The 13,666-nt window shown below is 60.5% G+C and carries 11 protein-coding genes; all 11 read left to right on the forward strand.

Annotation, left to right across the window (positions count from 1 at the left end):
- The first annotated feature begins 81 nt into the window (after positions 1-81).
- Positions 82-1,038, forward strand: coding sequence for a TAXI family TRAP transporter solute-binding subunit (locus WNZ14_RS21665; RefSeq protein ID WP_342870774.1), 957 nt, complete (start codon positions 82-84; stop codon positions 1,036-1,038).
- A gap of 91 nt (positions 1,039-1,129) precedes the next feature.
- Entirely contained in the window at positions 1,130-2,890 is a 1,761-nt protein-coding gene (locus tag WNZ14_RS21670; protein WP_342870775.1) for a TRAP transporter fused permease subunit, read from the forward strand.
- 525 nt (positions 2,891-3,415) lie between these two features.
- A complete protein-coding gene (gene mraZ / locus WNZ14_RS21675; protein ID WP_342870776.1) occupies positions 3,416-3,844 on the forward strand; it encodes a division/cell wall cluster transcriptional repressor MraZ in 429 nt (142 codons plus the stop codon).
- Positions 3,845-3,870: 26 nt separating this feature from the next.
- A complete protein-coding gene (gene rsmH, locus WNZ14_RS21680; RefSeq protein WP_342870777.1) occupies positions 3,871-4,896 on the forward strand; it encodes a 16S rRNA (cytosine(1402)-N(4))-methyltransferase RsmH in 1,026 nt (341 codons plus the stop codon).
- Between the two features lie 3 nt (positions 4,897-4,899).
- Positions 4,900-5,256, forward strand: a complete 357-nt coding sequence (locus WNZ14_RS21685) for a hypothetical protein (RefSeq protein WP_342870778.1) — start codon at positions 4,900-4,902, stop codon at positions 5,254-5,256.
- A complete protein-coding gene (locus WNZ14_RS21690; RefSeq protein WP_342870779.1) occupies positions 5,253-6,989 on the forward strand; it encodes a penicillin-binding protein 2 in 1,737 nt (578 codons plus the stop codon). The genes WNZ14_RS21685 and WNZ14_RS21690 overlap by 4 nt, the downstream gene beginning before the upstream one ends.
- Positions 6,990-7,134: 145 nt before the next feature.
- The gene (locus WNZ14_RS21695) at positions 7,135-8,538 is read left to right on the forward strand and encodes a UDP-N-acetylmuramoyl-L-alanyl-D-glutamate--2,6-diaminopimelate ligase (protein ID WP_342870823.1); all 1,404 of its coding nucleotides are present in this window, start codon (positions 7,135-7,137) and stop codon (positions 8,536-8,538) included.
- Positions 8,535-9,968 (forward strand): UDP-N-acetylmuramoylalanyl-D-glutamyl-2,6-diaminopimelate--D-alanyl-D-alanine ligase, encoded by a 1,434-nt coding sequence (locus WNZ14_RS21700; protein ID WP_342870780.1) that lies wholly within the window; start codon positions 8,535-8,537, stop codon positions 9,966-9,968. The genes WNZ14_RS21695 and WNZ14_RS21700 overlap by 4 nt, the downstream gene beginning before the upstream one ends.
- Before the next feature lie 20 nt (positions 9,969-9,988).
- Entirely contained in the window at positions 9,989-11,092 is a 1,104-nt protein-coding gene (gene mraY / locus WNZ14_RS21705) for a phospho-N-acetylmuramoyl-pentapeptide-transferase (protein WP_342870781.1), read from the forward strand.
- A 3-nt stretch (positions 11,093-11,095) separates the two neighbouring features.
- Positions 11,096-12,517, forward strand: a complete 1,422-nt coding sequence (gene murD / locus WNZ14_RS21710) for a UDP-N-acetylmuramoyl-L-alanine--D-glutamate ligase (protein WP_342870782.1) — start codon at positions 11,096-11,098, stop codon at positions 12,515-12,517.
- A complete protein-coding gene (ftsW, locus tag WNZ14_RS21715; protein ID WP_342870783.1) occupies positions 12,510-13,664 on the forward strand; it encodes a putative lipid II flippase FtsW in 1,155 nt (384 codons plus the stop codon). The genes murD and ftsW overlap by 8 nt, the downstream gene beginning before the upstream one ends.
- The last annotated feature ends 2 nt before the right edge of the window (positions 13,665-13,666 follow it).

Consider the following 13,666-nt stretch of genomic DNA (forward strand, 5'->3'; position numbering starts at 1 on the left):
ATTGCGATCAGGCTCCTTTCATGCGAAGACGAGGTTTCAGGATCACATTCTGAATTCAAACGCTTGTTGGGAGAAAAGCAATTGAAGAACAAGACAGTCATTCTTGCACTCGGCCTCTGCGCCAGCCTCGTCACATCAGCCGCGTTCGCTGAAACGCGCATCACCTACAAATCCGCCAAGACCGGGTCATCCTATTACCAGATGGGCGTACAGCTCGCCGAAGCGATGAAAAACGGCACCAATGGTGATGTCATCGTCACGGTTGAGGAAAGCCAGGGTTCGGTTCAGAACGTGATGGAAGTCAAGGCGCGGGGCGGCGACTATGTCTTCACCACACCGCCCGCACTCGTCGGTCTCGCCCAAGGCGGCAAGGCCATGTTCGAGGGCAAGGGCGATCCGAAATTTGACGAGATCCGGGCGCTGTTTCCGATCCCGTCGCTGACCATGCATTTCGTCATGTCGGCTGCCAGTGGTGCCACTGACTTTGCCGGCATGGAAGGCAAGACCATCCTGCTGGGCAAGGGCTCTTTTGGTGCCACCGAAGGCGAGAAATATCTCAAGCTGTTTGGTCTTGAAGGCAAGGTCACTCTGGCCGAGGTTGAGCTTTCAAACGCCGTGCCTGCATTGAAGAATGGCCAGATCGACGGCTTTGTGACCGCAGGCTCATGGCCGGCTCCCAACGTGATCGAAGCTGCTGCTTCCGCCGACGTGGTGGTGCTCTCGCTCAGCGATGAGCAGATTGCCGAGACAAAGCGCTCCAAGCTGGTTATCCCGGCCGGGACCTATGCCGGCCAGACTGCCGATATTGCGACCACATCGCTTCCGGTTGCAGCGTTTACCACCACTCAGATGAGTGACGATGCTGCCTATGAGCTGACCAAGACATTCTGGGAAAGCAAGACTGCGATGGCCGAAGGTGCGCCATGGTGGAATGGCGTTGACAAGACCCTGATGGCCAACATCACCACCAAGCTTCATCCTGGTGCGATCCGGTATTACACCGAAGCCGGTTTTGAGCTTTCGGCGGATCAGCAGTAATCAGATTGCACATTCCCCGGTCGTTGCGGCCGGGGAATGTCGTGTCTGCTGACCCCTGCAAAGAATGCAATCACCAATCGGGAACTGTCTGATGCGGAAGGCGATGATTGTCAGCGCTGTGTGCCTGGTGGTGTTTCATTTGGGGCTGATTTTCTGGGGACTGGTCCCCAATCTTGTCAGCAGGCCGCTGCATCTCGCCTTTGCCTTGCCGTGGATCTTCCTCTTTGCCGAGGGCGGAAGGTTTTCAAAGCTGAGCGGCGCGGTTCTGTGCACGCTCGGAATGGCCGCGAGCATCTGGGTTGCCTGGCAGCACTCGATGCTCGGCGATCAGTACGGGTTCCTGGAAGGCAATTATCAGGTCGCAATCGCGGTCACTCTGCTGGTGGTGGTGCTTGAGGCCGCGCGCCGGGCGATCAGCTGGCCATTGCCGCTGGTGGCGCTGATTGCGCTTATGTATGGGCTGTTCGGCCAATATATTCCCGGCGAATTCGGTCACTCCGGAACGCCGCTTGCGAGTTTTCTTGGCACGCTGACCATCGCCGAGGGCGGTATCTGGGGCAGCCTTGCTGGCGTTTCAGTCAGTGTCGTGGCGATCTTCGTGATTTTCGGCGCAGTTCTCAATGCCGGCGAGGCGGGCCAGGGCTTCATGAACATCGCGTCTGCCGCAGCCGGCCAGCTCAAGGGCGGGGCAGCAAAAGTGTCGGTGATTTCGTCGGCGCTGTTTGGCTCCATCTCAGGCTCTGCGTCGGCCAATGTGGCCTCGACCGGCGCGATCACTTTGCCTGCGATGACAAAGCTTGGGTATCCCAAAAGGCTTGCGGCTGCGGTTGAAGCGGTGGCGTCGTCGGGCGGGCAGATCATGCCGCCGCTGATGGGGGCGGGCGCCTATGTCATGGTCGAACTCACCGGCGTTTCCTACACCGCGATCATGGCCGCGGCGATCCTGCCGGCGTTCCTGTATTTCTTCGCCGTCTGGGTCGGGATCAATGCCTATGCCGGGCGCTATGATCTGGCAGGCCTCGCCGTCGAAGACCGGCCGTCCCCAAGTGCGGTGATCATCACTTCGGCCTTCTTTGCCATTCCGTTCGCGGTGCTGATGTGGGGCATTTTCGTAGCCCAGCATACCCCGCAATATGCTGCCTGCCTGGCGATCCTGGTCGGTTTCGTCATGCTGTTCTTCCATGCGGATGGCAGCTTCGATCTCGGCCGAACACTGGGGCGGCTTGAAAACGCGGTGATCAATGCGGCGAGGCAGGTCTCGATGATCGCCGCCATCATCCTGTGCGCCTCGATCATCATCGGCGTGCTGTCGATCACCGGGCTCGGGGTCAAGATCACCTCGCTGATCCTGTCGGCTTCAGGTGGGCTGCTTTGGCCGTCGCTGCTGCTGACCGCTCTTGCCTGCCTGGTGCTGGGGATGGAAATTCCAACCACCGCGGCTTACGTGATCTGCGTCTCGGTTGCAGGGCCGGCGCTGACCAAGCTGGGGCTGGAACCGCTGCAGGCGCATCTGTTCGTGTTCTGGTTTGCGCTCTTGTCGACCATCACGCCGCCAGTCTGCGGCGCAGTGTTTATTGCCGCGGGCATGATCGGTGAGAACTGGCTTAAGGTGGCGGTCACCGCCATGAGCCTCGGCGTGGGGCTCTACATCATTCCTCTGACGATGATTGCCAATCCGTCAATCATGGCGATTGCCACCGATCCGGTCTCGGCTCTCGTGGCGCTAGTGCAGATCGGGCTGGGCCTGGCGTTGATTTCCTATGCCCTGATTGGCGCCTTCACACCTTTGCGCCGCTTGGGCATGGGGGTGGCGGGATTTGCGGTTCTGTTCGGGCCGGTGATGATCGGCTGAAGCGCGGCAGGCCCAGGCCACATGGTATGCGACCGGGGTTGAGCCAATCAGGATGTGCGCCGCCATGAAGATGCGGGCACTGGACTGAGACTTCCAAGGGGTGCTTATCAGGATGGCAGTCAGCTTCCCTCAAGTGGACAGCGACGCCTCGATGACTACCCACCGTTGAGAATGAATATCATGGCATTTTGCGCGCCATTATCTCTTTGGGTCGACCCCGGGACGCCCATTCACACTCCGTCCATCATTCCTAACCATTCGTTAATATTGACAGGATATTAATGGGTCAAACGCGTGCGCCTGATGGGGGTGGTTCCCATTGACGCCCATGGTGGCCCATGTTATCCCAAAAGCCCAAGATCAGCAGGCGGATATCCGCCGTTTCATCCAAATCAGGACTGTGGTTCCAGGCGGGGACCGCGCAGGCGGTTTTCGCCGCCTTTGAAGTCCTGTTTGCGGACAAACGGTGCAAAACCGGGGGATCGATGGAGTGGGGCCAGATAGCGGAAGCGGCGGTACAGAGTCATGAACCGGTTCCTGTCGAATGCGACAAACAGGATCGACGCGAAGGGGCGGGTTTCCGTTCCATCGATGTTCCGTGCTGTGCTGGCGCGCTCGGCGGTCGAAGAGCTCTACGCGTGGCAGGATTTCGTGTTTCCGGCGGTCTCGATGGCTGGTCCGGAAGTGCTCGAACGCTTCGAGCGGATGATCGGATCGCAGGATCCGTTCTCGGCGGAAGCCAACAAGATGTCGCTGCTTATTCATGGCGGCGGTGTGTTCATGAAGCTCGACGGCGAGGGTCGGCTTCTGGTGACGGATTTCATCCGCGATTTCACGGGCATCACCGATCGGGTGACGTTTGCGGGGCGGGGGGATCATTTTCAGCTCTGGGAACCGGCAGCATTCGAGGAAATGCAGTCGCGGGCCCGGAAAGAACGGACGGCCATTTCCTGACCGTCCGCAACGGATGGAGAAACGGAATGGCGGCGGACATGGGCGACGGTGAAACTGACGTCCAAGGCGGACCTGTCCGCCACATTCCGGTTCTTCTCCAGGAGGTTCTGGCAGCCCTTGCGCCGGCACCCGGCGAGACCATCGTCGACGGCACCTTTGGCGCTGGCGGTTATACGGCTGCCATTCTTGAGGCCGGCGCGCAAGTGATTGCCTTTGACCGCGACCCGGACGCGATTGCTGCTGGTGCCGCCATGGTTGATGCCTCGGGCGGCAAGCTCAATCTCATTCATGCCAAGTTCTCCGAGCTTCTCGATCATGTCGAGGACGCCAGCCTTGACGGGGTGGTGCTCGATATCGGCGTTTCCTCGATGCAGATCGACGAGGCGGAGCGCGGTTTCTCCTTCATGCGCAACGGGCCGCTCGACATGCGGATGGGCCAATCGGGGGTGAGTGCCGCCGATGTGGTCAACCGCGCCAAGGTGTCTGACATGATCCGGATCTTCGGGATCCTGGGTGAAGAGCGTCATGCCGGGCGGATCGCGCGGGCGGTTGAGTCCGAGCGGCAGAAGGCGCCGTTCGAGACCACGCGGCAGCTCGCGGGCCTGATCGAGAAGGTTTCGCCGCGGCGGCCACAGGACAAGATCCATCCGGCGACGCGGGTGTTCCAGGCGCTTCGGACCTACGTCAATGACGAGCTTGGCGAACTGGCGGACACGCTGTTTGCCGCAGAAAAAGCGCTCAAGCCCGGCGGGCGGCTGGTGGTGGTCAGCTTCCATTCGCTCGAAGACCGCATCGTCAAACGCTTCTTTCAGGACCGCGCCGGCAAGGCGTCCGGCTCGCGCCATCTGCCGATGGTGGTCGAAAAGCAATCCACGTTCACGCTGATCGGCAAGCAGCCGGTGACGGCGGGCGATGATGAATGCGCGATCAATCCGCGCTCCCGGTCAGCCAAATTGCGCGCTGGTCTGCGCACCTCTGCACCTGCCGGCAAAGCCGACGCCGATATCCTTCCTGTCCCCAACCTGGCCGCGCTTGCGGCACTCGGAGGCTGAGCCATGTTGCGAACTCTCGACCTGGTGCTTGTCGGCGCGATGATCGCCGCCGCCACTCTCACCTACCAGATCAAGCACGGAGCGGAAGAGAAGCTGTCCCAGGTTCAGGCGCTTCAGGCAGAGATCAAGCTGCAGGAAGAAACCATCGATCTGCTTGAGGCCGACTGGAGCCTGCTTAACCAGCCCTCGAGGCTGCAGCGTCTGTCGACAGCCTTCGAGGCTGAACTTGGACTTAAACCTATCACGCCTGAACAAATGGCTCAGCCGGACGAGTTACCCGGACGGGCCAGCGACTTTGAGCCGCAAGTGGCGGATGGCGCAACCGATGCGGAATTGACGACGGGGTCTGTGCAACAATGACAAAACTTCGGACCATCCTTTCCGGGCTCAGGCCAGCAGGCAACGCTGCCGACGGCCGCGGCCGCACACAGTTCGAATTCGAGGGCGTGCGCAAGGCGCAAGGCGCGCAGGCCAAGAACCGCATCATTATCGCCATCGCCTGCTTCGGGGTGTTTTACGCGGTGATCGGAGGGCGACTGGTGCAATACGGTTTGCGCTCGCCCGAGACGGTCTCCTCGATTGCTCGCGCTGACCAGTTGCTGATCTCGCGGCCCGACCTGCTCGACCGCAATGGCGAAGTGCTCGCCACCGACATTCGCACTGTGTCTCTGTTTGCCGAGCCCAACAAAATTGTCGATCCGGATGAGGCGGTCGAACTGCTCGCCACCGTTCTGCCCGATCTCGACATGCGCGGCATTCACCGCAAGCTGTCTTCCAATTCCCGGTTCCAGTGGCTGAGGCGCCAGCTCACCCCCAAGCAGCAAAGCCAGATCCTTTCGCTTGGCATTCCGGGCATCGGGTTCCGGCCTGAAACGCGGCGTTTTTACCCCGGCGGGCCGACGGCCTCGCATGTTGTCGGTCACGTCAACATCGACAACAAGGGCATCGCCGGGATGGAGAAATACGTCGACGGGCAAGGGCTCGGCGATCTGGCGGCGGCGGGTCTGACGGTCAATGAGGACATGAAACCGGTGCGGTTGTCGCTCGATCTGCGGGTCCAGCACGTGCTGCGCGACGAGCTTGCCGCAGCGATGGACCGATACAAGGCAATCGCCGCTGCCGGCGTGGTGCTCAATGTCCATACTGGCGAAGTCATTGGCATGTCGTCACTGCCGGACTACGATCCGAACAATCCGGTGGAAGCGCTGCAGAAGGACCGGCTCAACCGCATGTCGGCAGGCACCTATGAAATGGGCTCCACCTTCAAGGCCTTCACCACGGCGATGGCGCTTGATTCAGGCCTGGTGAAGATGTCGGATTCGTTCGACGCGCGCGGTTCGATCCGCATCGGCGGTTTCACCATCAGGGATTTTCACGGCAAGAACCGCGTGCTGAGCGTGCCCGAAATCTTCATCTATTCCTCCAACATCGGCACTGCCCGGATGGCCGATCTTGTCGGCATTGATGGACACAGGGAATTCCTCACCCGCCTGGGGCTGCTGACCCGGATGGAAACGGAGTTGCCGGAGGTGGCGATGCCGCACCAGCCTTCGGAATGGAAGAAGATCAATTCGATCACCATTTCTTTTGGCCACGGCGTTTCAACGACGCCGTTGCAGACAGCGGTGGCTGCGGCTGCGCTGATGAACGGCGGCAAGCTGATCGAGCCGACCTTTCTTCCACGCACAGCTGAGGCGGCGGACAAGGTTGCCGTTCAGGTGATCAAGCCGTCGACCAGCGATGGTATGCGCTACCTGATGGAGATGAATGTCGCCAAAGGCTCGGGACGGCGCGCCGAAGTCGAAGGCTTCCATGTCGGGGGCAAGACCGGTACTGCGGAAAAAGTGGTCAACGGGCGCTATTCGTCGGCGGTTCGTTTCAACGCCTTCCTTTCGGCTTTCCCCATCGATAACCCCGACTATGTGGTACTGGTGGTTATTGACGAACCGAAGCCCGAAGAGGGGCAACACTCGGCAACAGCCGGTTTGAATGCTGCCCCCACCGTCAGCGCCATCATTGGCCGGTCGGCGGGCTTCCTCGGGGTCAAACCGCGTTTTGGAAACGACATGCAAGCGATGTCGCTGTCATACTGAAAACACAACTGGCGGGCAGGGCATCACTGATATTAAGTGAATCGCCTTTTGCCACAGCAACGAAAGACCAGAGCATTTCATGAAACTGTCCACGTTGATCGCCTCCCTGACAACTGGATCCATTAACGCTCCGAATTCAGCCGCTATGGACCTTCCCGTTACCGGGCTGACTGCCGACAGCCGGGTGGTCGAGCCAGGAAATCTGTTCTTCGCTCTTGCTGGCGTGAAGACCGATGGAGCGCGGTTTGCCGCACAGGCCGCCACCAGCGGCGCTATCGCCATTGTCGCCAGTCATGATGCCGATCTGTCCGAGATTGCAATTCCGGTTTTGCGGGCAGATGACCCCAGACAGGCGCTGGCGCGAATGGCGGCAGCATTCTTCGGACCACAGCCACGGGTCACGGCGGCGGTCACGGGAACAGCTGGCAAGACCTCTGTTGCTTCGTTTTTGCGGCAAATCTGGGCCCATTCCGGAGAGCAGGCGGCTATGCTTGGCACGACCGGGGTCGTAGCGCCGGGACGCGTCGAATACGGCACGCTGACGACGCCGGATCCGGTAGCGCTGCACAGACTGCTGGCTGATCTTGCCAGCGAGGGCGTGACCCATGCTGCTATGGAAGCGTCCAGCCATGGACTTGATCAGCGGCGGCTTGATGGTGTGGCGCTCAGCGTTGCAGGCTTTACCAATCTGGGCCGCGACCACATGGACTATCACCCGACCATGGAAGACTACATGGCGGCCAAGATGCGACTGTTCGATGCGCTTCTGCCAAAGGGTGCGCCGGCGGTGATATTTGCCGATGATCCGTGGTCCGAACGGGCTGTCGAAGTGGCCGAGCGTGCCGGAGCTCGGGTGCTGACTGTTGGCCGCAAGGGCGGCTTTCTTTGCCTCAAGCGGGTCGAGCATCTGCGCGACAAGCAGATTGCGGAGGTCCACATGGATGGACGGATCTTCGAGGTGCATCTGCCGCTGGCCGGAGATTTCCAGGTTTCAAACGCGCTTGTGGCAGCCGGCATGGCGATTGCCAGCGGCACCTCGGCAGATCATGCAATGGCGGCACTTGAGCATCTCGTCGGCGCATCTGGCCGGCTCGAGCTGATTGGCTCGACACCCGATGGCGCGCCTGCCTATGTTGACTATGCCCACAAGCCCGAAGCGCTTGAAAACGTGCTCGATGCAGTGCGACCGTTTACCACCGGTCGGGTGATAGTCGTGTTCGGCTGCGGCGGTGACCGGGATCGCGGCAAACGTCCGATCATGGGGGAAATCGCAACGCGGCTTGCCGATGTTGTGATCGTCACCGATGACAATCCGCGCTCGGAAGATCCCGCTGCGATCCGCGCGGAAATCATGACCGCAGCAACCCAGGCGACCGAGATCGGCGACCGGGCCGATGCGATCAGGCAAGCGGTCGGAATGCTCAAAGCCGGTGATACGCTGATTGTCGCGGGCAAGGGGCACGAAGAGGGACAGACGGTGGGCGACAAGGTGCTGCCGTTCTCCGATCACACCGAAATTCGCAAGGCACTGGAGGACCTCAAGACATGAGCCTGCTCTGGACCTCAAAAGACATGATCGAAGCCATGGACGGGCGTCCGGTCGGCACTATCCCGGACGGCGTCACCGGCATCTCCATCGACAGCCGCACAGTCGGCGAAGGCGACGCCTTCTTCGCGATCAAGGGCGACCGGTTTGACGGCCATGATTTTGCCAGCGTTGCTGTTGCCAACGGGGCAAGCCTGCTGGTGGTGGCGGAGTCGAAATTGCCTGCGCTGGGCCGCGTCACGGCGCCGATGATCGTCGTCAACGACGTGCTGGCTGCACTTGAGGACCTCGGACGCGCGTCACGGGCGCGGACGGACGCCAAGATCATTGCAGTGACTGGCTCGGTGGGCAAAACCTCGAGCAAGGAAATGCTGCGTCAGGTGCTTGAGCCGAGTGGCGAGGTACATGCGTCAGCAGCATCGTTCAACAATCATTGGGGTGTGCCGCTGACGCTGGCGCGGATGCCGGCAAGCGCTGCCTATGGCGTGTTCGAGATCGGCATGAACCATCCCGACGAGATCCGCCCCCTGGTCAAGATGGTGAAACCGCATATCGCGATCATCACCACGGTCGCCGCAGCGCACATGGGCAATTTCAAGAACCTGACGGAAATTGCAGCTGCAAAATCCGAGATCATGGAAGGCCTCGTCGAGGGCGGCCACCTGCTTCTCAACCGCGATAACGAGAAATATGCCTGGCTGAAAAAACGCGCTGGAGACATCGGCGTCAGCAATCTGCATAGCTTTGGTGAAAATGCCAAGGCCGACTATCGCCTGCTCAAATTCAAGCTCTTGCCGGACTGCTCGACCATCACAGCCCGGATCGGTCAGGATGAAGTCGCGGTCAAGATCGGTGCGCCGGGACGTCATCAGATTCAGAACGCGCTTGCCGTGCTGGGAGCCGTGCAGCTTGCCGGCGCGAACCTTGCCAAGGCCACTCATGCGCTCGCCGGGCTTTCGGCTGAAAAAGGCCGTGGCGCCCGGCACACGCTCAAGATTGATGGCGGCAGCTTCATCCTGATCGATGAAAGCTACAATGCCAATCCTGCCTCGATGCGTGCCGCACTCGAGTTGTTGCGTGATACGCCGGTGCGGCTCAGGGGGCGCCGGATCGCGGTGCTCGGCGACATGCTGGAAATGGGCCGCTTCTCGGAGCAGGTGCACCGTGATCTGGCAGGGCCGGTGGGGGAAGCCGGTGCCGATCTGGTCTGTCTGGCTGGTCCGGAAATGCGGGCCCTGCGTGATGAATTGGGAACAAACATCGAAACTGTCTATTGTGAAGAAGCCAGCGAACTTGCCGACCATCTCAAGACAGTTCTGAGAGATGGCGATGTTGTTATGGTCAAGTCTTCACTGGGCATCGGCTTTGGCCGGATCGTCAAGGCGTTGCTTGACAAGTATCCGGCGCTGCCTGACAGCAGCACACAAGATTAAAGGGATCGGGGACCGAACTCATGCTCATCTGGTTGGTGGATCTCGCGGACAAGGTCCAGTTTTTCAATCTTTTCAGGTACATCACCTTCCGGACCGGCGCCTCGATGTTTACCGCGGCGCTGATCGTGTTTCTGTTCGGACCTCGAATCATCGCCTCGCTGAAGGTGCGGCAGGGCCGTGGACAGCCGATCCGTGCGGACGGACCGCAAACCCATTTCCTGAAAGCAGGAACGCCGACCATGGGCGGGCTGATGATCCTTGCAGGCATCGTCGGCTCGTCTCTGTTGTGGGCCGATCTGTCGAGCGTCTACGTGGTGACGACGCTTCTGGTGACGCTCGGTTTCGGCGCCATCGGTTTTTATGATGACTATCTCAAGGTCACCAAGCAGACCGACAAGGGTTTTTCGGGCAAGGCCCGGCTTGGGCTCGAGTTCATCATTGCCGGTCTGGCGGTATTTTTCATCATGCAGGCCTCGATGGCGGCGGCGACCATCAACGGGTCAACATTCGGCTCCTCCATCGCGTTTCCGTTCTTCAAGGACCTGCTGCTGGATCTGGGCTGGTTCTTCATCGCCTTTGGCGCGTTCGTCATCGTGTCGGCCGGCAATGCCGTCAACCTGACTGACGGGCTCGACGGGCTGGCGATCGTGCCGGTGATGATCGCTGCCGCCTCTTTCGGGGCGATTGCCTATCTGGCCGGCAACGCGGTGTTTGCAAATTATCTGCAGATCCATTTCGTGCCCGGCACCGGCGAACTGGCGGTTATCCTTGGCGCGGTGATAGGTGCGGGTCTTGGCTTCCTCTGGTTCAACGCGCCGCCGGCGGCGATCTTCATGGGCGACACCGGCTCGCTGGCTCTGGGCGGCCTGATCGGCACGGTTGCGGTTGCCACAAAGCACGAAATTGTCATGGCTATTATCGGTGGCCTGTTCGTCATGGAAGCGCTGTCGGTGATCATCCAGGTGACATCGTTCAAGCTCACCGGCAAGCGGGTGTTCCTGATGGCACCAATCCATCACCATTTTGAAAAACTCGGCTGGACCGAAAGCCAGGTCGTTGTGCGGTTCTGGATCATTGCGGTCGGGCTGGCGATGCTCGGCCTTGCGACACTGAAACTGAGGTAGTCGATGATCGCGGCGTCTACATTTCGCGGCAAGCGCGTGGCGCTCTTCGGACTGGGCGGCTCGGGGCTGGCCACAGCAAAGTCGCTGGCTGCGGGCGGGGCTGACGTCTCTGCATGGGACGACAATCCGGCTCAGGTTGAAGCGGCGAGTGCTGCGGGGATTCCGGTTGCGGACCTGCACGGTCTGGACTGGGCATCAATCGAAACGCTGGTGCTTGCGCCTGGCGTACCATTGACCCATCCGAAGCCGCACTGGACAGCGGAACTGGCAAACAGCCATGGCGTCGAGATCATCGGCGATGTCGAAATCTTCGTACGGGAAAGGAAGGCGCATGCGGCCGGAAGCCCGTTCATCGCGATCACCGGCACCAACGGCAAATCCACCACCACGGCGCTGATCGCACACCTGATCGCGCACAGCGGCCGAGATGCGCAGCTGGGCGGCAATATTGGCACGGCGGTACTGACACTTGCGCCGCCGTCGCCGGACAGTGTTCACGTCGTCGAGTGCTCCTCCTACCAGATTGATCTCGCGCCTTCGCTCGACCCGAGTGCCGGCTTGCTTCTCAATCTGACGCCGGATCACCTCGACCGGCACGGGTCGATGCAGCACTATGCCGACGTCAAGGAGCGGCTAGTGGCGCAAAGCGATGTCGCGATCATTGGCGTTGATGATGACTGGTGCCGCGGCATTGCAGACCGGCTGGAAGGCCAGGGGCGGACGGTAGAACGGATTTCCAAGGACCATTCGCTGACCAATGGGCTGTTTGCCGAAGGGTCGATGATCCGTCAGGCCAAGGGTGGCGAGGTTCATGATCTTGCTGACCTGAACGGTATCGCCACCTTGCGTGGCGCCCACAATGCCCAGAACGCAGCTGCGGCGATTGCCGCCTGTATGGCCGTCGGGCTGAGCGAGGGAGAGATCCGCGCCGGTCTGGCCGTTTTTCCCGGCCTCAAGCACCGGATGCAGCCTGTGGCGCGGCGTGGACGCGTTGTCTTCGTCAACGATTCCAAGGCCACCAATGCGGAAGCTGCAGCACCTGCGTTACAAAGCTTCGAGCACATTTACTGGATTGCCGGCGGGCTGCCTAAAGAGGGCGGAATAACCGCTCTCGAGCCATTCTTTCCGCGCATTGCCAAGGCCTATCTTATCGGTGAAGCCGCTGCCGGGTTTGCAGCCAGCATCGGCGCACATGCACCCTTCGAGATTTCGGGCACGCTCGACAATGCCGTGACGGCGGCTGCGCGCGATGCGGCTTCTGATTCAGCCGAGATGCCTGCGGTCTTGCTGTCGCCTGCCTGTGCCAGTTTTGATCAGTACCGCAATTTCGAGGTCCGGGGCGACGCTTTCGTCAGCCTCGTGTCTGGCTTGAGTGATACGCAAATGCTCATCGATGTTGAAAACAGTGGAGAACGTCATGGTTAGCCGCGTCGAACGTGGACTGGTTGCAGACTGGTTCTGGACCATCGACCGCCTTTTCCTGGCGGTTTTCATTGGGCTGATGGGAATCGGTCTGATGTTGTCATTTGCTGCCAGCCCGGCTGTGGCCGAGCGGCTGGGGCTCGACAGTTTCCATTTCGTGGAACGACATGGCGTGTTCCTGATACCGGCCCTGATCGTGATGGTCGGGGTGTCGTTCATGAGCCCGCGGCAGGTGCGCCGTGTGGCAGTGCTGTTGCTGATGGCTTCCATTCTGATGATGATTCTGGCCTTGTTTTTCGGTGTCGAGATCAAGGGGTCGCGGCGCTGGGTTTCTATTCTCGGGATCTCGATCCAGCCGTCCGAGTTCATGAAACCTGCCTTTGTGGTCATCTGCGCATGGCTGTTCTCCGAGCGGTCGCGGCATCCTGAAATCCCGGGCAACCTGTTTGCCATCATCCTGTTCGGCATTGTTGCTGCCCTTCTGGTGGCCCAGCCCGATCTGGGTCAGACCATGCTGACAACGGCCGTTTGGGGCGGCATGTTCTTCATGGCCGGCATGTCCTGGTTCTGGATCATGCTTCTGGGAAGTTTTGCGATTGGCGGCTTCATCTCCGCCTACTTCATGTTCCCGCACGTGGCCGACCGTATCAACGGCTTTCTCTTCAACGAGGGTGACAGCTTCCAGGTCGACACGGCACGCGAGGCGATCATCCGTGGCGACTGGCTCGGCCAGGGACCGGGCGAGGGCACGATCAAGCGTATTCTGCCTGACAGTCATACCGACTTTGTCTTCTCGGTTGCGGCTGAAGAATTTGGCATCATCTTCTGCATGGTACTGGTGGCGTTGTTCGGCTTCGTGGTCATTCGCGGGCTCATTCGCGCCGGCCAGGAACAGGATGACTTTACCCGGCTGGCGGTTGCTGGCCTGTCGCTGCTGATCGGCTTCCAGTCGTTCATCAATATCGGCGTCAATCTCGAACTGCTTCCGGCCAAGGGCATGACATTGCCGCTGATTTCCTACGGCGGTTCCTCGATGATCGCCGTCTCGATCACCGCCGGTTTTGTGCTGGCGCTCACCCGCCGCAGGCCCGAAAGCCGAGCGCAACCGCGGGCCGTCTATCGGCCGGTGGCGAGCGTGGCAGCGGAATAGAG

Source organism: Hoeflea sp. AS60 (genome assembly GCF_038900115.1).
Classification (GTDB): domain Bacteria; phylum Pseudomonadota; class Alphaproteobacteria; order Rhizobiales; family Rhizobiaceae; genus Hoeflea.

Coding starts and splice junctions, on each gene's coding strand:
- WNZ14_RS21670 (WP_342870775.1), top strand. CDS start 1,130: ATGCGGAAGGCGATGATTGTCAGCGCTGTGTGCCTGGTGGTGTTTCAT.
- WNZ14_RS21685 (WP_342870778.1), top strand. CDS start 4,900: ATGTTGCGAACTCTCGACCTGGTGCTTGTCGGCGCGATGATCGCCGCC.
- rsmH (WP_342870777.1), top strand. CDS start 3,871: ATGGCGGCGGACATGGGCGACGGTGAAACTGACGTCCAAGGCGGACCT.
- WNZ14_RS21700 (WP_342870780.1), top strand. CDS start 8,535: ATGAGCCTGCTCTGGACCTCAAAAGACATGATCGAAGCCATGGACGGG.
- mraY (WP_342870781.1), top strand. CDS start 9,989: ATGCTCATCTGGTTGGTGGATCTCGCGGACAAGGTCCAGTTTTTCAAT.
- WNZ14_RS21695 (WP_342870823.1), top strand. CDS start 7,135: ATGGACCTTCCCGTTACCGGGCTGACTGCCGACAGCCGGGTGGTCGAG.
- mraZ (WP_342870776.1), top strand. CDS start 3,416: ATGAACCGGTTCCTGTCGAATGCGACAAACAGGATCGACGCGAAGGGG.
- ftsW (WP_342870783.1), top strand. CDS start 12,510: ATGGTTAGCCGCGTCGAACGTGGACTGGTTGCAGACTGGTTCTGGACC.
- WNZ14_RS21690 (WP_342870779.1), top strand. CDS start 5,253: ATGACAAAACTTCGGACCATCCTTTCCGGGCTCAGGCCAGCAGGCAAC.
- murD (WP_342870782.1), top strand. CDS start 11,096: ATGATCGCGGCGTCTACATTTCGCGGCAAGCGCGTGGCGCTCTTCGGA.